Source organism: Streptomyces sp. NPDC028305 (assembly GCF_055569495.1).
The window spans coordinates 475542-494343 of record NZ_JBVHTN010000002.1 but is presented as its reverse complement, the minus strand read 5'-3'; the positions used below and the strand labels follow the sequence as shown (position 1 = coordinate 494343).

The window sequence follows — 18802 nt, the reverse complement described above, 5'->3', positions numbered from 1 at the left end:
CAGTTCCCATGCCTGTTCGAGGGGTGCGAGGGGACCGACGGCATCGGGACGATCGGCCGCCCTGGTCATGAGCAATCCCAGGAGAAGGAGCCGATGGCTGCGTTCCGCGTCCCAGAGATGGGCGATGACCGCCGCCCCGCCGCCGCCGGCGGCCAGGGCGTCGAAGTGGCGCGGGGGAAGCCCGTGCCGTGGAGCGCGCGCCGAGCCCGGAGGGCGGTGCCGCCCGAAGGGACGTTCGCCGCCGCTGCCGACAGGCGTCACATGGTCCAACTGGTTTTGGTGTCTGCGGCGAGACTGGCCGGGCCACCGGAGAGCTGCCGTGCCATCCGCTGTTCGATCCGGTCCCACTCAAGGCCGCATCTCGCGCGCAAGTTCTCAAGACTGACGCCTGTCAGATCGAGCAGTTCCGACTCGATAACCGTCCCAGGCCGATCCATCCCGCGATGACCTCCCCGATTCCGGGCCCTGACCTCTCCCGTTCACCCATCATGTCCCAGCGCCGGACCGACGGGTAGCCCGTGTCTCGGACACCTTTCGGCCGGTCGCCTTCAACCGGTCGCCGCTCCCCCACCGTCGAATCCGGGCATCTCGGCCAGCGCCTCGGCCAGCTCTCGCAGCGCGTACGACCCGGAGTCCACCATCTCGACGGCCTGCCACAGCAGGGTGAGGCCGCCGGGAAAGGCCAGGCAGGTCTCCACCACGCCCACCAAGTCCACCCGGGTGATCGGCGATCGGGGCAGACTGCCGTGGATCTCGGGCGGAAGCAGTGCCAGGACCTGGCCGCGTGCGGCCGGATCGGCCATCACGGGGACCGCCTCCAGCGCCAGGACCAGCCGTCTGCGCCGGTCGAGGCCGGGCCGGGCGCCGGGCCTCGTGGGCGGCTGCCGGTCCTGCCCCTGGCCGTGTTCTCGCTCCTCCGGCACCCGTTCGCCCCCTCCGATGCCCGGGAGCGGACTCTACCGCGCCCTCACCTCGGGGCGGGCGCGGCGTGCGCGGGACTCAGCTCGCGGAGGATGCGGGACAGGTCGGCCGGGGCGGCCGCGAGGCGGACCGGTCGGCCGGCGTCGTCGAGTTCGGCGATGTGCCAGCTTCGGGGGACGGTGTCGCCGTCGCTGCCCCGGGCGCGCCGTACATCCTTGACGGTGAGCCGCTCCACCGGTATCGGTCGCGCCGCGAACCGGCCCGGACCGGGGTGGGGGGTCACCGCGGGCGCACCGCCTCCGATGACGATGTGGGTGCCGAAACCGTGCGGGTTGTAGTCGGTGTGGTCCAGGAAGCGGGCGGCCAGGAACACCTCACCCTCCGTTTCGGCGGACACCTCGGGGACACCCGCCGCCCCGGATGCCCTGGCCGCTCCGGCCGTCCCGGGCGTACGGATCCGGGTGGCGCGCCAGGCCCAGGTGAGCAGGGCCAGTGTGACCAGCGAGCCCACGGCTGCCCAGGTGATCGCCGAGGGTGAGGCGAGCAGGGTCGTGGGGTGGAGGTAGCAGAGCGGCAGCAGCCACAGGGCGGTGCCGACGAGCGCGCACACGAACGGCAGGGCGGATGGGAGGACCTCGTCGTCGGGCAGCCGTCGTCCGCGCAGGCGCAGCAGTATCCGGGCTCCCGGCCAGCCCGCGGCGAGGGCGAGCACGGCCGCCACGACGGCCAGGGACCCGGGGCCGGGTACGTGCTCGCGCCACACATGGCCCGCCCCGGCGACCTCCCTCACCTGGTGGCGCCAGATGGTCAGTTCGACGCTGTCGCCGGGCTGGAACTCCCCGGCGGCCTCGCGGGAGACCTCGAGCCGCTCCAGCGGCCGGCCGTCCGCGAAGTACAGCCGGCTGGGGCCCTTGCCCTCGTTGACCTCGGTCCGCGCGATCACCGCCGACCGGGTGGCCAGGCACTCTCCCCCGCGCTCCGCGGCGGGCGTCTCGGCGGTGCACGGGGTGGCCGACTTCCACGCCCGCTCGTCCGACGCGGCGTTCGGCACGAACCACGCGGCCGCCCCCGCGCCCGCGAGCAGCAGCGCGCACAGGGCCAGCGATCCGGCCCAGCCGCGCCCCGCGGTGCGGTACGAGACGACGGGGAGGTGGCTCGACTCCGGGGCGCCGTAGCGGCGGTGCAGCGCGCGGAGCGTCTCCAGCTCCGCGTCGAAGGCCGGGTCGTGGGGGGACCAGCTGTGCGGCAGGGGCAGGAGCCGTTTGTGCCCGTTCCGCAGCACCAGGATGATCCGTCGGCTGTCCTGGGCCCGGGGAGTGTTCGCGTACTTCAGGCGTACGCGCAGGTCGGCGATGTCGGGCCAGGCCACGCTCCGGCGGCGCAGCAGCGTCCGGGAGTGCACGCCCCGCGCGTCGGCGCTCACCTCGGCGGTGACCGCGCGAAGCGACACGATGCCCACCAGCGTCAGCAGCAGGCCGAGGCCCGCCCATACGTCCAGGAGCCCGTCCAGGAGCCCGCCCCGGTACGCCACGCGCGCCGCGGCCAGGCTCGCCCCGGCCGCCCCGAGCCCGACGAAGAACCACAGGGGGCGCTTCCAGAGGGGACGGCAGGTCACTTCCCACACATCGGTCATAACCGGAATCCTGACATCTACTGGGTCGTAAGCGCTTGTTCATGGTTCGGCAGCTTCCCGGTCGGCGACGCTGCCGACTTCCAGAAAGGGTGAAGCCGGTTTCGCCCCGGTGCCCGGCGGGGTCACCCGCGCGGTCGGCCGGCGGACAGGAGGAGCGAGACGAGCGCGACCACCAGCGCGAGCGCCGCATAGCCCCAGCCCAGTGCGGCGGCGGAGGCGACGGCTGCGACCAGCAAGGGGCCTCCCGCGTCGCCGAGTTCGCGGCCGAGTTCGGCCGCGCCCATCGTCTGCCCCATCCGCTCCTGTGGCGTCACGGCGGCGAGGGCGGCGAAGCCGAGTGGGGTGATCAGGCCGGTGCCGGCGCCGATGAGAACGGCGGCCGTCAGCATCCCCGCCACACCGGGCAGCAGGGCGACGGTCAGGCCGCACGCGGTCAGGGCGAGCCCGGCGGCCATCCCGGCGCGGGCGGTCAGCCGTCCGTCGTCCAGCGCCCGCCCGGCCCAGGGCTGGACGAGGGCCGCGCACGCCGCCAGGGCCGAGACGGCGGCGCCGGTGGCGGGCGGGGGCAGGCCGTCGGCGGCGCCGGACAGGGGCAGGAATCCGACGCCGACGGACAGTGCGGCGGTGGCCGCCGCCAGTGCGGCGACCGGGCGCAGGAAGGTGCCGTCGGACAGGCGGCGGGCCAGGCCCAGAAGGGTCTGGCGGCTCTTGGGCAGGGGCGGCACGGCGGGCACCGTGAGCGCGGACCACACCGCGACCGCGGCGGCCAGCACCATCAGGACGGCGAACAACACGGTCAGGCCGCCCGCCCAGACCAGGGCGCCGCCGAGCAGGGGGCCGGCGGTGTAGCCGATGCTCTTGAAGAAGCCGTAGGAGCCGAACGCGCGGCCGTGCCCGGCCCGGGGGTTCAGCCGGGCGACCAGCGCGGAGGCGGCCGGGGAGAAGGCGGAGGCCGCAGCCCCCTGCCCCAGCCGGGCGGCCCACAGCCACCCGGGGTCCCGTACCGCGACGAACACGGCGGAGGAGGCGGCGAACGCGATCAGGCCGCCGAGGAGGACCGGGCGGGCGCCGACGCGGTCGGCGATGGTGCCGAACACCGGCTTGAGGGCGACCTCCGCTCCGTCGTACAGGGCGAGCAGCAGCCCCAGGTAGAGCACCGACCGCTCCAGGCCCTTGTCACCGGCGCCGAGGTTGGCGGCGATGCCGTGGGCGCCGAAGGCCGTGGTGAACCCCGCCGCGTACAACGGCCACATCCGCCGCCGGTCCGCCGCGGGTATCGCGGCGGTCTCGGCGGCCCGCCGCCCGCTCACGGCACCTCCTCGACGCCGCCGGTGGAGAAGGCGTGCAGGTGGGCGAAGACGCGTTCGCTGTAGTCCTCGAACCGGCGGGCGCACTCGGCGAGCTGCCGTTCGGCCTCTCCGGCGCCCGGGGCGCCGAACACGTCACGGGCCTTCAGATCGCGGTGCCAGCGGCGCAGCCGCTCCAGCGAGTGCTCCTCCTCTTCCAGCTCGGCGAGGGTGAACTTGGCCTGGCCGATCTCCTTGTCCAGCTCCGCGGTGTACTTGCCGCAGTCGGCGGTGAACTCGGCCCAGTCCTCCTCGCGGGCCGCGGTGAACATCGCCTCGAACCGCTGGGCGTCCCGCGGCTCGCGCCCGGCGGCGCGCAGCGTCACGGTCTCGCCCTGGGCGCGCTGGGCCAGCTCCACCGCCCGGCGCACGCCGTCGGCGAAGACCGGCACGTCCGGCACCGCCCAGACGCCCTGGCCGAGCGACAGCGCGCCGACCTTGCGCAGCTCCCGCCACACCGCCACCCGGTGCCGCGAGGGCTGCGCCGGCAGCCGCACGATCAGCACCATCCACTGCATCGCCGCTTGGCCACTCACCTCATGAAAGTAAGACGCGTTACAGATGTCGCGGTCACCTGCGGCTCTACCGGCGCGATGCCCTCAGGCGTCGGGCCCCACCGAGGGCAGATAGCGCGGTGGCCGCCAGGCGTGAAGTCGCCGCTCCACCGCGGCCCCCAGCGACAGGAGCGCCGCGTCCTCGTGGTCACCGGCCATCAGGAGCAGACCCACGGGCAGCTGGTCCACGGATCCGGCGGGCACCGACAGCGACGGGTATCCGGCCACGGCCGCGGGGGTCGAGGACGGGATGACGTCGTTGTCGCCCCGCGCGCAGTCGGTCGTCCAGGCGGGCGGGTTCGTCGGCGAGGCGATGGCGTCCAGCCGGTGGGTGGCCATGGTCTCGTCGACGGAACGCCGGGAGAGGTCCCGCAGCTCGGCACGGTTGGCCCGGTATTCCGGGTCGGTGACGGGAGGTGCGGCGAGGGCCTGCTCGAACAGCTCCTGGCCGGCGAAGCAGGTCCGCTCGGCCGGGTGGGCGCTGTTGAACTCGATCAGCTCGGCGAGGTCGCGCGGCCCGTCGCGGGTGGCGAGGTAGGCGTCGATGTCCCGGTGGAGCTCGCTCAGCAGCGCCGGGAACTCGAGTTCGGCGAGCCGCTGCTGGTACGGCGGTGTCACCTCGACCACCTCGGCCCCCGCGTCCCGCAGTCGCTGCGCGGTCCGGGTCATCACGGCGTCCACCTCCGGCCCGAGCGAGGGCAGCCGCCACAGGCCGATCCGTTTGCCGCGCAGACCCGAAAGACCCACAGCATCGCCCGGGCGCGAGGTGTCGCCGCCGCTGAGCACCGCAAGGGTGAGCGCGGCGTCGGTCACATTGCGCGCCATGGGCCCCGCGGTGTCCTGCTCGGCGGAGATCGGGACCACTCCGGCCCGGCTGACCAGGCCGAGGCTGGGCTTGTGGCCGACCACCCCGTTCATTCCGGCCGGACACACGATGGAGCCGTCCGTCTCCGTACCGATCGCCACCTGCGCCAGCGACGCGGCGAGCGCGGCGGCCGAGCCGGAGGAGGAGCCGCACGGATTCCGGTCCAGTACATAGGGGTTGTTGGTCTGCCCGCCGACCCCCGACCACCCCGATGTCGGCTTGGCCGCACGAAAGTTCGCCCACTCGGACAGGTTGGTCTTGCCGAGGATCACCGCCCCCGCGGCCCGCAACCGGGTCACCAGGGCGGCGTCGGTGCCCGGCGGGCCGCCGGCCAGCGCCAGGGACCCGGCCGTCGTGGCCATGTCGCGGGTGTTCACGTTGTCCTTGAGCAGGACGGGGATGCCGTCGAGCGGGCCGCGGATGTCGCCGTCCCGATGCCGGGCGTCGCTGGCGGCCGCCTGGCGCAGGGCCGTCGGGTCGGTGCGCAGCACCGCGTTGATCTTGGGGTCGATGGTCTCGATGCGCCGCAGGTAGGCGGTGGTCAGCGCCGACGAGGTCAGCGAACCGTCCGCCATGCGCGCCTGGAGTTCCGGAATCGTCACCGTGTCGAGGTCGACTCCCGGCGCCCCCTGCGACGAGGCCGCCGACGGCCGGATCCCGACGCCGGATTCGGCGGCTTCCGCACGCGGACCCGGCGCACCCGCGCACAGGGAGCCCACGACCAGGGCGGCGAGCAGGGTGGCAGTGCTCCGCTTCCTCATGCTCCTCATGACGATCAGCCGACTACAGGCCGACCACCCGGCACAAGGGCCTTTCCCGCCGCCCCGGTTACGTCCTTACGCGAACAACGTTCGATCGTTAGCATCGGCACCATCGCCACTACGGGAGCGCTCCCATCAGAGATGACCGAGAAGGGGCCACTGAGAGCCGATCGCATGAGCACCGCCGTAAGGACCGACCGCTGACTCCTCAGTCGGCCGAGATCGTGACCCGGTCGAGCCGGACCGCCGTGCGCGACGAGGCGATGTCGCCGACCACGCTCCGGGACAGGGCGTCCGCCACCTCGCCGAAGATCGTGTAGTGCCCGTTCAGATGCGTCGCCGGAGCGAGGGTGATGAAGAACTGGGAACCGGTGCTGTCCCGGCCGAGATTCGCCATGGCCAGCTGGAAGGGGTGCTCGAATCCCCGATCCGGAAGGACTTCGTCGGGTATCCGGTATCCGGCGCTGCCGTGCCCGGTGCCCAGCCGGTCGCCGCCCTGGATGGCGAATCCGGGCACACGGCGGTGGAAGACCGTGCCGTCATAGAAACCGCCGGTGCCCGCGGCTCCGGTCAAGGGGTCGGTCCAGGGGCGGCTTCCGGTGGCCAGGCCCACGAAGTTGTCCGCCGTGTACGGGGCTTCCTCGGGCCGCAGGTCGAGGTGGATGTCGCCGTGCCCGGTGTGCAGGACGGCGGTGATGGACCGGTAGATCTTCAAGGGGGACGAGAAGGGGCGGCGCGCCACCATGCGGCGGATCCGCACCGGGGAGTCGCGCAGCGGGTCCCGCAGCGGGTCGAACGCGTCTCGCTCGCCGCGGTCTCCGCATCCGACGGTGCCGGGGGCGCTTCCGGGCAGCCCGGTGCCGCCCCGCCCCGATCGCCTCGTACGGGCCCCGGGCGGCGGGGTCGGGCTCGGCCCGAGCCACATCGGATGGTGTTCCGCCGAGTCGCGGAACCGTCCGTGCCACAGCTCGCGGACCTCCGCCGAGGCATGGGTGAGCAGCGTGCCGAGATCAGTCGCCGCCTGGGCGTCCAGCAGCTCGCGCATGGTCGCCGTGTCCTGGTATTTGTCGAAGAGCGAGCCGTTGTTGTGCTCCAGGGTGAAGCACTGGTCGACGAAGACCCGGTCCGGCAGCTCGTGGAGGACGTACCGGCGCACCATGGCGGCGACGGGGGCCCACGCCTCTCCGCCGAACTCGACCCCCGGACCGGCGAACGCCTCGGTGGCGAGCTGGAGCGCCCGTGCGTGGCCCAGCTCACGACGCAGACGCTGCCAGGTGACGCGGCTGTCCCCCTGGTTGATCTCCCCGATGAAGTCCGCCAGCTCGCGCGGGTAGTGCCCGGTCCTGGCCCGTTCGTAGTGTCCGAGCTCGTTGCCGATCACATTGTCCAGGTGGCCGGCCAGCTCGGCGCACAGGTGGGGCAGCCACTGGAACAGCCGTGCCCGGGCCGTGCGGTCGCCCGCCGCCGTCAGCCATTCGAGCAGATAGAAGTCGGCGGCGAGGGAGGACGGGTCGACATGGTCGACGAACCAGCGCGGGCTGTGGGCGGACAGGTCCGCGGCCATCCGGGTCAGGGCCTGGTCGCGGTCGATGTCGCCGTCGAGATACCGGGGCCAGTGCCGTTCGGCCACCGAGTACAGCCGCGGATAGCGCCACTTGGTGCCCAGGACGTCGGCGCAGGGACGGTGCCCGGAGTCCACCGCGCGCACCAGATGCCCGGCCGTCATCTCGACGAGGATCTTGGTGAGGACGACCCGCAGCCGGCGCCGGTACGGAGCGCCGCCGGGCAGGCGCCGGACGAGTTCGGTGGACAGATGGCCCTCGGGGATGGCACCGGACTTCAGCTGGGCCCAGCCCAGCATGGTCAGGACGGCGTCCGCGAGCGTGGCGCCCCGGAACCGGCGGCAGTCGGCGTAGACGCCGGTGGCCCTGCCTTCGGCGATCAGAAAGCCCGTGGCGGGCGGGGCGGGGGCGAGCGGCACGAGGTGGAGGTCCAGCGTCCGCCCGGTGTCCACGGTGCCCAGCGCGGCGCAGAGCGGGGCCAGATAGCGCTCGGGCGCGAGGAGGTCGGTCACCTCCGCCACCCCCTGTTTGCGGACGTCCTCGAACAGCGGGAGCGCGTCGGCAAACATCGGCGCTGCGGCGGTCAGCGCGGTGGTGATGAGCTCGGCGCCGGGACGGAGGGCGTCGTCGTCGACGAGCGTGGGCAGATCCTGTGGCCTGCGTGCGGCGGCCAGGAACGCGGGCAGGCCGGAGCCGACCGTCCGCGCCCAGGACCGCAGCCCGTCGCGGAACAGATCGGTCTCGGGGGTGACCGGCCTGGGCAGGAAGTTGAGTTCCCAGGAGCCGGTGCGCCCGATCAGCTCGCGCTGGAGCGCCAGGGCGAGATCGAGGGTGGTGCTGCGCTGCTGACGGAACCTCACGTCCGATCCCGCTCTCCCCGTGGTCCGTCCGATTCGGTGAGCAGACCCGCGTCCCGTAATTCGGTGATGACGCTCCGGCACCGCTGCTCGGTCAGCCCGGCGAACACGGGCGACTCCTTCGACAGCTCCAGCGCGGCCTCGGTGACGGCCCGCTCGGCACGCCCATGGCACAGGCCCCAGACCAGCGCCGTGTGGGGCGGCAGGCGGAAGTGCCGGCCGCCGGGCTGGACCAGCGTCACCATGTCGTCGTAGGCGCGCGGGAAGAACCCCGGGGCTCTGCGCAGCGGGCCGCTCCCCTCCAGCCAGGCCGGCCAGCGGGAGACGTCGACGTCCTGCCAGCCCAGGGTGGCGGTGGCGATCAGACAGGTCTGGGCGAACGACATCAGGGCGGTCAGCCCGGCCTGTGGGTCGGCGGCCAGCGGGTCCTCCCGCAGCAGCCGTTGGAACTCGGCGAAGGGGAACCCCTCGGGGCCGCCGCGGGCGAGCTGCCGCCACACCCATTTCTCGCCGAAGTACAGCTCCCCGCACGCCGCGGCCAGCGCCTTGCCGGCACACACCAGTGCGCGCCGGCCGACGAGCGCGGCCGGGTCCAGGTCGACCGGGCTGTCCGACGCGCGCAGCCCGAGGCAGTCCTCGGCCGCGAAGAACGCGGTGAGGATCCAGCTGTTCATGACCAGGCGGGAGAGCCGGAGGGGCTGCTCGGCGAGCCGCTGCCGCAGCGCGGCCAGCGTGCCGGAGTCGGTCACGATGTCGCCCGTCCACAGCCGGACGGCCAGCGCGACCTCGCGCTCCGACAGCGTCTCTCCCGTGTGGTCCGAGCGCAGTCCCGTGCCGAGGACCCGGTCGACCAGCGACTCCAGGGTGTCCGGCGAGAGATGCTGTACGTCGACGCGGACGGTGTCGGCGAACATCTGCCGCCGTTCCTCGCGCGCCGAGGACCTGACCAGATAGATGTCGATGTCGCTGGTGGCGCTGGAGAGCCCGACCACCGAACTGCCCGCGAGGAACGCCGCGTCCGCGTTCACCGTGGCGGCCAGGCGGGCAGCGACGCTTCTGCCCAGGCGGACCCGGTCCCGGGCCGATGCGGCCTGTGTCATGCGCTCACCCCTCCTTGACGCGTGGCCACGACGCCTACCAGCCGGGGTTTTCCGGCAGCGCGAGCCCGAGGTACTTACCGTCGTCCGACACCATCACCCCGGCCCGGCAGCACTGCTCGAGGAAGGCCCTCACCTCGTCCTCGGACACGGGCACCTCCTTCGCCACCAGCTCCCGGGCGATGGCCGCCGCTCCGCGGGGCGCGTCGCCGCAGGACTCATAGGCCTCGGCCTTCCAGCCCGCCAGGACGGCCCGCCTGGGCTGGTCGGTCCGGCGGTCGATCAGCGTGAGCTTCCCGGGCAGCCGCTGGTGGACGAGGCTGGGCTTCGCCTCGGAGAACCGCCGCTGCCATTGCGAGACGGCGGCGCCCAGCTCCGCCACCGCTTCCTTGGAGCAGGTGCCGGACACCTCGTAGTCGAAGAAGTACGCGATCTTCTCATGGTCCAGGGAGGCCGGATAGACATGGCCGTAGCTGGCCCGGGGCCGGATGCCGGTCATGGGGAAGGACGGGTCCGTGAAGTAGGGGCTGAAGCGCTCCAGCCAGATTCTTCCGCAGCCCCCCGGTGGCTGGAGATGGTGCAGCAGCGGGAGCAGGCGCAGCTGCTCCGCGTAGTCCTCCTCGGTCTCCCCCGGGAATCCCGCCAGGATGTTCCAGGAGACGTCGATCCCGTAGTACATGGCCCATTTCAGTAGCCGGATATTGATCAGCTTGCTTGCGCCCTTGCGCATCAGCCGCAGCACATGGGTGCTCAGGCTCTCGATTCCGGGCTGGATCCGGAGGATCCCGGCATGTCTCAGGGTGGCGAGCTGCTCCCGGGTGAGATTGGCCTTCACCTCGAAGAAGAGGTTCACGTCCCAGTGCTCTTCGGCGAGTTGTGCGCAGAGCGTCGAGAAGTACCCCATGTCGAGGATGTTGTCCACGGTGTCGACGTGCACCACCGGGTAGTCCCGCAGCAGCGCGGCGAGTTCGGTGAACGCGCGGGAGCCGGACTTGGACCGGTACGCCATGCCGAGCGCGTTGAGGCCGCAGAAGGTGCAGTGGTGTTTCTGGCCCCACCAGCAGCCCCGGGAGAACTCCACCGGCAGCCTTACGGGGGCCCGGCCCAGCAGCCGGGCGCGGTCGAACCGCTCCAGCCAGGCGAAGTAGTCCCGGTAGTCCGGGACGGGAAGCTCGTCGAGGGCCTGCGGGCGCTGTGCGTCGGCGGTCGGGGGCCGGCCGGTGGCGCCGTGCCGCAGCACGCCGGGGAGCGGGGTGTCGACGCCGTCGGCGATGTTGTTCAGCAACGCGGGGAACGCGAGGTCGCCCTCGCCGGCCACGACGTAGTCGAGCCAGGGCAGTTTCCTCGCGTACTCGGCCCCCATCTCGCCGTCGAAGTTCGCGCCCCCGTAGACCAGTGTCACGCCCGGGTGGCATTCCTTGATCTTCCTGCCCAGCGCGAGGGACGCCGTATTCTGCATGAACGTGGAGGTGAAGCCGATGACGTCGTATTCCCCCCAGACCGCCCTGGCCGCGCACTCGGCGATCCAGTCGGGCAGCGTCTCACGGCGTGTCCGGGCGAGGTCCTCGAGGCCCTTTCCGGTCAGCTCGTCCCAGATGGACTTCACTTCCGGATACTCGCCGAAGTACGCGTCGTCGGCGGTGACTTCGCCGAAGGCGGCGTAGGAGAAGAGCCACTCGCCCATCAGGTGCAGCCGCTCGGAGGCGATGTTGGCGATCGCGTCGTAGGCCTCGGCCCCGAAGAGCGAGGCGAACTCGATGTTGAGGTAGTGGCTGTCGCACTCGTGCCCGGCGCTCCGGGTGATGGACTGGAGCAGTCCGCACTGGATGGAGGGCGCGTGGATGCGCGCCCAGGGCATGTTCACCAGGGCGACGCGCAGCCGTCTGGCGGGCGGTGTGCGGTCCTGTGGTTCCTGTGCCGTACGCACGGCCAGGGGCAGGTGGATGATGCTCATCGGTTTCCCCTCGGGTGTGGGCACATCGGTCACTCGAAGTCGTCGTGGCCGAGCCTGCTCGCGCGCCGGGCCTGGACGAGGATCGACAGCGCGGCGAGGGCGGTGAAACCGAGGCCGGCGGCGGCCTCGAGACCGAGGTCGCCGAGCCAGGGCCGCCCGGCCATCCCCGCGCGGACGGCGTCCAGGCCGTGGCGGCCCGGCAGCACTTGGCCGATCGCGTCCACCCAGGCCACCCGGCCGGTCGGGACGATCGCGCCGCTGCACAGCATGACCAGATACGACAGGACGTTCGGCGCCACCACGTCGGCCCGTTTGCCGACCGTCATCGTCGCCCCGGCGAGCCCCAGCACGCTGAGAGTGAGCGCGATCAGCGCGTACACCCACGCCCAGGGCAGCAGCCGGAGGGCGAAGTCCGTCATACCGAGGAGGGGTGCCGCGATCGCGGCCTGGACGAGGAGCAGGACCCAGCCCATGACGGGATAGGGAAGCGCCCGGGCGATCTGGGTGACCGTGGGGGACAGCGCGCCGGTCCGGACCCGGGCGAAGGTGGCGTACTGCTTGTCCAGGACGGGGACGGCGACGACACCGTTGACGTTGGTGCCGCTCAGCACCAACACCAGCGAGCCGGCGAACGCGTACTCCCGGTGTCCGGGACCGGCGAGGACCTCCGCGAGCGTGGTGAAGAAGAGGATCTGGAGGACCCCGCGCGGCAGGGTGGCGCCGAGCAGACCGGCGGGCGTCTCGAGCGCGCGGTACTCCAGCCAGCCCATGCGGGCCGCTTCGGCCGCCCGCCAGGCCAGGGGGGCGCGGGCCGGGGCGGCGTCACCCGCCCGGGCGGCGTCATGCGAGGTCAAGCGTGCCCCCCTTCCGGGACACCTCGACGGACCTGCGGTAGGCGAACCCCGCGGCGGAGAAGTAGCCGAGCGTCAGCAGAGTCGCGATACCGAGCGGGGTGGCCGTGACATCGCCGGTGGCCGCGCCGACCATGCAGTCCTTGATCCAGTGCAGGCTGATCACCTCGGGCACCCAGCGCAACCACTCCGGCAGCGCGTCCGCGGGGATGAGCAGCCCGCCGAGGACGAAGACCGGATACATCAGCGCGTGGGACCACACCAGCCCGTTGCGGGTCACCAGGAAGAGACATGACACCAGCGCCCCGAGGGCGGTGCCGGAACACACCAGCACCACCAGCGACACCGCGATCCACCCGGGGTGCGCCACGCTCAGCGGCAGCCCCAGCGCCGCCGCCGTGACACCGGTGGAGACGAGAATCGCCCCGACGCTGGTGACGGTGGCGCCCAGGCTCTTTCCCAGCAGCACCAGATACGGGGACCACACTCCGGAGACACAGCGGGCGAGCGTGCCGTAGGTGCGCTCACGGCGCAGGACGCCTCCGCTCATCCACACCGTGGAGCCCCACAGGGCGGTCAGCGCCACGGCCACCACGAGCTCCGTCGCCCCGTCCCGGTCCGGGCGGCCGGTCTCCACCGCGGTCACCAGGAACACGGCCGGAAGCATGCCGGAGTTGACCAGCAGCAGCGGATTGCGTCGCATGGCCCGCTGCTCCATGCGGGCCGCGGTCAGGAACATCCACAGGGCGCCGCTCACCGCACCCCACCGACCCGGCTGCCGTTCGCCAGGCGCGCGGCCACATGCGAGTAGACGTCCTCGAGCCGCACCGGATCGATGCGCACGTCCAGGACGCTGACATGGGCCAGGGCCTTCTCCAGGAGGCCGAACGAGCCGACGCTCCAGTCGCGGACGTGCAGCCGGAGGGTCCATGCCCCCTCGGCCACGTCGACGCCGCCGACGGCGATGTCGGGTGACGACAGGGCGCCGCCGTCGGGCGGGCTGCCGGTGCCCCGCACCGTCACCGTGGCGGTGTAGCCCGCCTGCCGGGCGAACTCGTCGACCGGCAGGTCGGCCGCGAGGGTGCCGCCCGAGAGGATGATCACCCGGCTGGCGAGGCGCTCGATATCGAGCAGATAGTGGCTGGTGAGCAGGACCGACACCCCGGTGTCGCGCAGCGCGGCGACGGTGCCGCGCAGCCGTTCGGCCTCGACCGGGTCGAGACCCACGGTCGGCTCGTCGAGCAGCAGCACCCGCGGCTCGGCGATCATGCCGATGGCGATATGGAGCCGCTGGCGCATGCCCTTGGAGTAGGTCTCCACCGCGCGGTCGGCCGCGTCGACCAGGCCGACCTGTTCCAGGGCGGCGTCCAGCTTCGCGCTCAGGCCGCGCCGGCCCACCCCGGCGAGCATGGCGAAGAACCGCAGGTTGTCGCGGCCGCCCAGCTTGGCGTACAGGCCGCGGTCGCCGCCCAGCACCACGCCCGTCATACGGCGCACCTCGCGCAGATCGCGCGTGACGTCATGGCCGAAGATCCGGGCGCTGCCGGTCGTGGGCAACAGCAGGGTGGCCAGGATCTTGGTGAGGGTGGTCTTGCCCGCGCCGTTGCTGCCCAGCAGGCCCACGATCTCGCCGACCCCGACCTGGAAGCCGACGTCCCGCAGCGCCACGATCTCGTGTCCGCGGTCGGTGAAGGTGCGGCCCAGGTGTTCCACGACGATCGCCGGTTCGCTCAACGCGCCGCCTCCATCGCGTGGACGTCCGTGGCCCCTTCGGCCACGGCGGCCCGCGCGGCGGCGAGCCTTGCCAGGGGGATGCGTGGCGGTGCGCAGGAGACATGGTCGAAGCCCGCCTCGGCGAAGAAGCGCACGGCCGCCGCGTCGGCGGCCTGCTCGCCGCAGGCGCCGAGCGTGATGTCGGGGCGTACCGCGCGTGCCTCGTCCGCGACCCGCCGGGCCAGGGCCCCGACCACCTCGAGGTCCAGCCGGGCGAAGGGCGATTCGACGAGGAGCCCGAGGTCCTGGTAGGCGGGCAGCAGATGCCGTTCGGCGTCGTCGCGGGAGAGCCCCCAGACCAGCGCGGTCAGATCGTTGGTGCCCAGGGACAGGGAGTCCGCGCGGCGGGCGATGGACCGGGCCAGCAGCGCGGCCCGCGGGGTTTCGATCATGGCGCCGAGCGAGATGCCCGCCTCCTCGCGCGAGGTGCCCAGACGGTCGCAGACGTCGTCGAGCAGGCCCCGGACGAAGTCCAGCTCCGCCGGTGTGCTGACCATGGGGACCAGGAGCTCGGGCCGGGGGTCGCCACCCGCCCGGCGCACCGCGAGGGCCGCTTCCACCAGCGCCTGGATCTGTACGGTCGTCAGCATCGGGAGCAGGACGCCCAGCCGCACGCCGCGCACCCCCAGCATGGGGTTGTGCTCGTGCAGGCGGCGCGTGATGTCGAGCCGGTCCCGGTCGGCGGGGGCGCCGGTCGCCGCCGAGGTCAGGGCGAGTTCGGTCAGGTCGGGGAGGAACTCGTGGCGCGGGGGGTCGAGCAGCCGGATGGTGACGGGAAGCCCGTCCATCGCGCCGAGCACGTCCGTGATCTCCGCCCGCAGGAGGGCGCGCATCGCGGCGAGGTCCTCCGCCATCTCGGGGCCGGGCCGGGCCATCAGGACCCGCTGGAGCGTCTGATGGCGCTCACCGAGGAACATGTGCTCGAGCCGGCACAGCCCCACCCCGGTCGCGCCGAGCTCCCGCCCGGCGGCGGCGTCCGCGCCCGTGTCGGCGTTCACCCGCACCGAGATGCCGGGCAGCCCGGACAGCGCCTCGTCCAGCCAGCCGGGCAGCGCCGTGCCGGCCTGCCGTTCGGCGGTCCCCTGCTTCCGGCCGCCGAGATGGATCGTCCCGGCACCGCCGTCCACCGTCACCAGGTCGCCGGCGCGGACGGTGTCGCCGCCTGTGGTGCGCAGGCTCGTGCCGTCCCCGTCCAGCACGCCGTCGACGAGGGCGGCGACGGCCGGCCGCCCGAGTCCGCGCGCCACGACCGCCGCGTGTGAGGTCTGTCCGCCCCGCTCGGTCACGATGGCCGTCGCGGCGAGCAGGCCCGGCAGGTCCTCCGGCCTGGACTCGGCGAGGACGAGCACCGGCCGCTCGCCGTTCGCCTGGGCGGCGACGGCCTCGGCCGCGCCGAAGACGACGGTGCCGGTGGCGATGCCGGGGGACACGCCGAGGCCGCGCGCGGCGACGGGCAGGCCGAGGGACCGGGCCGGTGCGGAGCGCGCCTGCTCGATGTCCGCGGGCTCCACCAGCGATACCGCCCGCGCGGGGGTCAGCCGGCCCTGTCGGTACCGTGTGGCCACGGCGCGCAGGCGAGCGGCGCCGTGCAGGGGGGCCGGGGTGATTCCGACGAGGTGCGCGAGGCCGTGTTCGACGGCGAATTCCACCCTGGCCGGCCATTCGAGTCCGGCTTCGGCGGCGCGGACCGCCTCGCGTAACCGAGGGCCCCAGGGCTGTGTGTCGATCAGTTCGGCGAGATCCGTGCCGCCCGCCGTCAGCAGCTGGGCCCCGGATCCTCCCGCGAGATAGGTGCCGGTCACGCCGGGGCGGCCGGTCGACGGATCGCAGGAATAGGCGAGTCCGCTGCCTCCGTCGGGGCCGCACCACAGCAGCTGCCGCCCGAGCATGAACTGATCCGGTCCCGTCCCGTCCCTGGTCAGCGCGCGGACCAGGGTGGTCACCTGCTCGATGGGGTCGTCGGGAAGCGCGGCGCCGGGATCCACGGCGGCGAGGGCGGCGGCCAGTTCGGCCCGGCGGGCCGCGGCGAATTCATCACCGGCGAGCCCTGCCAGCCACCGTTGGCCGGCAGGGCCCATTCCGAGAAATGACAGGCGACTTCCCTTCGGGCAGGGAAGCCATGCTGTCAGGAAAACGGGGTCATCCGCGCTCCCGAGGCGATGATCGGGATCGAGCGCGCCGATCGCCTCATGGATGGTGTCGTCAGCCGCATCGACCGGCAGCCGCAATGCTGAATCAGCGGGAAGGCAGCCCGGCGGATGATCATTGACCACGCGCTGTATCCCCATCTCCCAAGGGCGAGGTTCGGCACCGATGCCGGTGGTGAACCTTTATTGACAACATGCCCCGAATAGGCGAGGGGCGGGTTGACGAGTGGACGTTACCGCTTTACGAACTCGGGGCGGACGCCGAGCAGGTACACGCGGTCATCCAGGTCATCGGCCTCCTCCGGGGAGATCGGGGAGAACTCCAGCTCAGCCAGGTCGGCCAGCTCTTCGACGTTCGAGTTTGATATGTCCATGATCTGACGCTAGCAGGGACCGCACCTTGCGACAAGGTGAACTGCCCATGTCCGCAGGGGAGTTGACAAGTGGGCCTTTCCAGCCATTCCTTCCGGAGGGAATTCAGGTTTCCGGTTATGCTCACGCGGGTGCGAATGACGCGGATCACCAAGTACTCCCATTCCTGCGTCCGGTTGGAACACGACGGCGGCGGCACGCTGGTCATCGACCCCGGCATCTGGAGCGAGCCCGAGGCCCTCGCGGGCGCGGACGCGGTCCTGGTGACCCACGAACACGACGACCACATGGACCTGTTGCGGCTGAAAGGGCTGGGCATCCCGGTCTACGCGCCCAAGGCGGCACGCATCCCGGGCCTGGACTTCACCGGTGTCGTCGCCGGTGAGGAATTCACCGCGGCGGGTTTCCGGGTGATCGCCCGCGGCGGGCGGCACGCGCGTATCTACGGCGAACTCCCGGACTGCGCCAATCTCGGCTACCTCGTCGAGGACAGCCTCTACCACCCCGGGGACTCGCTGCACCTTCCCGGCCAACCGGTGGAGACACTGCTGGTCCCTCTTCAGGGGTCATGGCTGAAGACGGACGAGGCGATCGAGTTTGTACGCGGGGTCGGGCCGGAGCGGGCGTACGGCATCCACGACGGGCAGATCAACGAGCGGGGGCTCGGCAGCCTCAACGGCTGGCTCACCGATCAGTGCGATGGCCGCTACCGCTGGCTCGCGCCGGGCTCGTCCGCCTGACGGCCGAGCCGCCCCCTTATGGCACTTTCCCTAGTCCGGGTTCCGTCTCCTGGCCGCTCCTCTCCGAACAGTGTTATGTCTCATGGAGAATGCGGAAACTCCGCGGGGACGGGCAATCGGCCACGGACACAGGGGTGGGACGGGAATGACGGCACTTTTCGATCCACGAGATCCTTCGGTGCGCACGGACCCGTATCCCCTCTATCGAAAGCTGCGCGAGTCGGATCCGGTCCATCAGTCGAACTTCGGTTATTGGATCCTTTCGCGCTACGCCGATGTGGATGCCGTACTGCGGGCGCCGGGCGCTTCGAGCGAGTTCTACCGGGACCCGACCTGGGCCAACCGCCGCGGCGGTCCGGACAGCCCCCTCGTGCGGAGCGTGCGAAAGTGGATGCTCATGCTCGACGGGCCCGCCCATCGACGGATCCGCGGCGTGATCGGCAAGGTTTTCACCCGGGCCGCCGTGGAGCGGCTGCGGCCGCGCATAGCCGCCGAGACCGACCGGTTGCTCGACGCCGTGGGCGAAGGCGACACCGACCTCATCCAGAGCCTGGCCCTGCCCCTTCCGACGACCGTGACCTGCGAGCTTCTCGGCCTGCCCACAAGCGATCGGGACCAGTGCCGCCGCTGGACGGAACAGATAAGCCGCGTGATCGACCCCTCGATAACCGCCGCGGACGCGGTCGATATGAACGCGGCGGAGGTGGAGTTCCGCGAATATGTCGCCGGCCATCTCGAAGAGCGCAGATCGACTCCGCGGGACGACATTCTGTCCCTCCTCCTGCACGCCGAGGCCGACGGCGGTCGGCTGACCGAGGAGGAGATCATCGCCAATGTTCAGTTCTTGTTCGTCGCGGGCCATGAGACAACGGTCAATCTGATCGGAAACGGCCTTCTGGCGCTGCTCCGCCACCCCGACCAGTTGCGCATCGCGCGCGACAACCCGGAGACAATCGCCGGCGCCATGGATGAGATCAGTCGATACGACCCTCCCGTGCAGATCGTCTCCAGACTTCTCACCGAAAACCTCCCCCTCCAGGGCATCACCCTCCCCGAGGGGGCCAAGGTGATGCTGCTCTTCGGGGCGGCCGGTCGGGACCCGGAACGCTATCCCGACCCCGACCGCCTCGACTTGGCCCGCACCGGAGTGAAAACGCTGGCTTTCAGCGGTGGGCCGCATTACTGCGTCGGCGCCGCGCTGGGGAAGCTGGAGACCTCCATGGTGCTGACGGAGCTGGTGCGGCGGTATTCCACGATCGAGCTCACCGGCGACGATCTGGTCTGGCGACCGAACGTCAGCTTCCGCGGCCTGGAGGAGCTGCCGCTCAGGCTGGTGCGCTGACGACGCGCACGGCCCGGGTGGCCGCGT

15 protein-coding genes are annotated in these 18802 nt (G+C 72.1%); 2 read left to right on the top strand and 13 right to left on the bottom strand.

The genetic code is table 11. From position 1 onward, the window contains the following. Window positions 1-548 precede the first annotated feature (548 nt). The 13 genes from ACZ4WQ_RS08880 to ACZ4WQ_RS08820 all read right to left on the bottom strand — a co-directional run bounded on the left by ACZ4WQ_RS08880 (window position 549) and on the right by ACZ4WQ_RS08820 (window position 16695). Complete coding sequence (locus ACZ4WQ_RS08880) at window positions 549-923, bottom strand: effector-associated domain 2-containing protein (RefSeq protein ID WP_385337686.1); 375 nt, start codon at window positions 921-923, stop codon at window positions 549-551. 44 nt (window positions 924-967) lie between these two features. After that, the gene (locus tag ACZ4WQ_RS08875) at window positions 968-2554 is read right to left on the bottom strand and encodes a PH domain-containing protein (RefSeq protein WP_361182127.1); all 1587 of its coding nucleotides are present in this window, start codon (window positions 2552-2554) and stop codon (window positions 968-970) included. Between the two features lie 122 nt (window positions 2555-2676). Next, window positions 2677-3807: an MFS transporter gene (locus ACZ4WQ_RS08870; RefSeq protein ID WP_385337902.1), complete on the bottom strand. Its 1131-nt coding sequence runs from the start codon at window positions 3805-3807 to the stop codon at window positions 2677-2679. Between the two features lie 53 nt (window positions 3808-3860). After that, window positions 3861-4436, bottom strand: coding sequence for a Chromate resistance protein ChrB (locus ACZ4WQ_RS08865; protein ID WP_385337690.1), 576 nt, complete (start codon window positions 4434-4436; stop codon window positions 3861-3863). A 63-nt stretch (window positions 4437-4499) separates the two neighbouring features. Further along, a complete protein-coding gene (locus ACZ4WQ_RS08860) occupies window positions 4500-6080 on the bottom strand; it encodes an amidase (RefSeq protein WP_468022133.1) in 1581 nt (526 codons plus the stop codon). A gap of 208 nt (window positions 6081-6288) precedes the next feature. Continuing rightward, window positions 6289-8502, bottom strand: coding sequence for a peptidylprolyl isomerase (locus ACZ4WQ_RS08855; protein WP_468022132.1), 2214 nt, complete (start codon window positions 8500-8502; stop codon window positions 6289-6291). Continuing rightward, window positions 8499-9599 carry a hypothetical protein gene (locus tag ACZ4WQ_RS08850; protein ID WP_468022131.1) on the bottom strand — a complete coding sequence of 367 codons (1101 nt, stop codon included), beginning with the start codon at window positions 9597-9599 and terminating at the stop codon, window positions 8499-8501. The genes ACZ4WQ_RS08855 and ACZ4WQ_RS08850 overlap by 4 nt, the downstream gene beginning before the upstream one ends. 34 nt (window positions 9600-9633) lie before the next feature. Continuing rightward, the gene (locus ACZ4WQ_RS08845) at window positions 9634-11550 is read right to left on the bottom strand and encodes a RiPP maturation radical SAM C-methyltransferase (protein ID WP_311722220.1); all 1917 of its coding nucleotides are present in this window, start codon (window positions 11548-11550) and stop codon (window positions 9634-9636) included. A gap of 29 nt (window positions 11551-11579) precedes the next feature. Then, the gene (locus ACZ4WQ_RS08840) at window positions 11580-12404 is read right to left on the bottom strand and encodes an ABC transporter permease (RefSeq protein ID WP_385337702.1); all 825 of its coding nucleotides are present in this window, start codon (window positions 12402-12404) and stop codon (window positions 11580-11582) included. Next, window positions 12391-13158: an ABC transporter permease gene (locus tag ACZ4WQ_RS08835; RefSeq protein WP_468022130.1), complete on the bottom strand. Its 768-nt coding sequence runs from the start codon at window positions 13156-13158 to the stop codon at window positions 12391-12393. Before ACZ4WQ_RS08835 ends, ACZ4WQ_RS08840 begins: the two co-directional genes overlap by 14 nt. Continuing rightward, window positions 13155-14135 carry an ABC transporter ATP-binding protein gene (locus ACZ4WQ_RS08830; protein WP_311722216.1) on the bottom strand — a complete coding sequence of 327 codons (981 nt, stop codon included), beginning with the start codon at window positions 14133-14135 and terminating at the stop codon, window positions 13155-13157. Before ACZ4WQ_RS08830 ends, ACZ4WQ_RS08835 begins: the two co-directional genes overlap by 4 nt. Further along, entirely contained in the window at window positions 14132-16252 is a 2121-nt protein-coding gene (locus tag ACZ4WQ_RS08825) for a putative PEP-binding protein (protein ID WP_468022129.1), read from the bottom strand. Before ACZ4WQ_RS08825 ends, ACZ4WQ_RS08830 begins: the two co-directional genes overlap by 4 nt. 302 nt (window positions 16253-16554) lie before the next feature. Beyond that, on the bottom strand, window positions 16555-16695 hold the full coding sequence (locus ACZ4WQ_RS08820; RefSeq protein WP_311722214.1) for a hypothetical protein: 141 nt from the start codon (window positions 16693-16695) through the stop codon (window positions 16555-16557). Window positions 16696-16812: 117 nt separating this feature from the next. Here ACZ4WQ_RS08820 and ACZ4WQ_RS08815 point away from each other — a divergent pair, with 117 nt between their 5' ends. Together ACZ4WQ_RS08815 and ACZ4WQ_RS08810 are read left to right on the top strand one after the other, a co-directional pair. Next, the gene (locus tag ACZ4WQ_RS08815) at window positions 16813-17433 is read left to right on the top strand and encodes an MBL fold metallo-hydrolase (RefSeq protein ID WP_468022128.1); all 621 of its coding nucleotides are present in this window, start codon (window positions 16813-16815) and stop codon (window positions 17431-17433) included. A 145-nt stretch (window positions 17434-17578) separates the two neighbouring features. Next, window positions 17579-18775 carry a cytochrome P450 gene (locus tag ACZ4WQ_RS08810; RefSeq protein ID WP_468022127.1) on the top strand — a complete coding sequence of 399 codons (1197 nt, stop codon included), beginning with the start codon at window positions 17579-17581 and terminating at the stop codon, window positions 18773-18775. The last annotated feature ends 27 nt before the right edge of the window (window positions 18776-18802 follow it).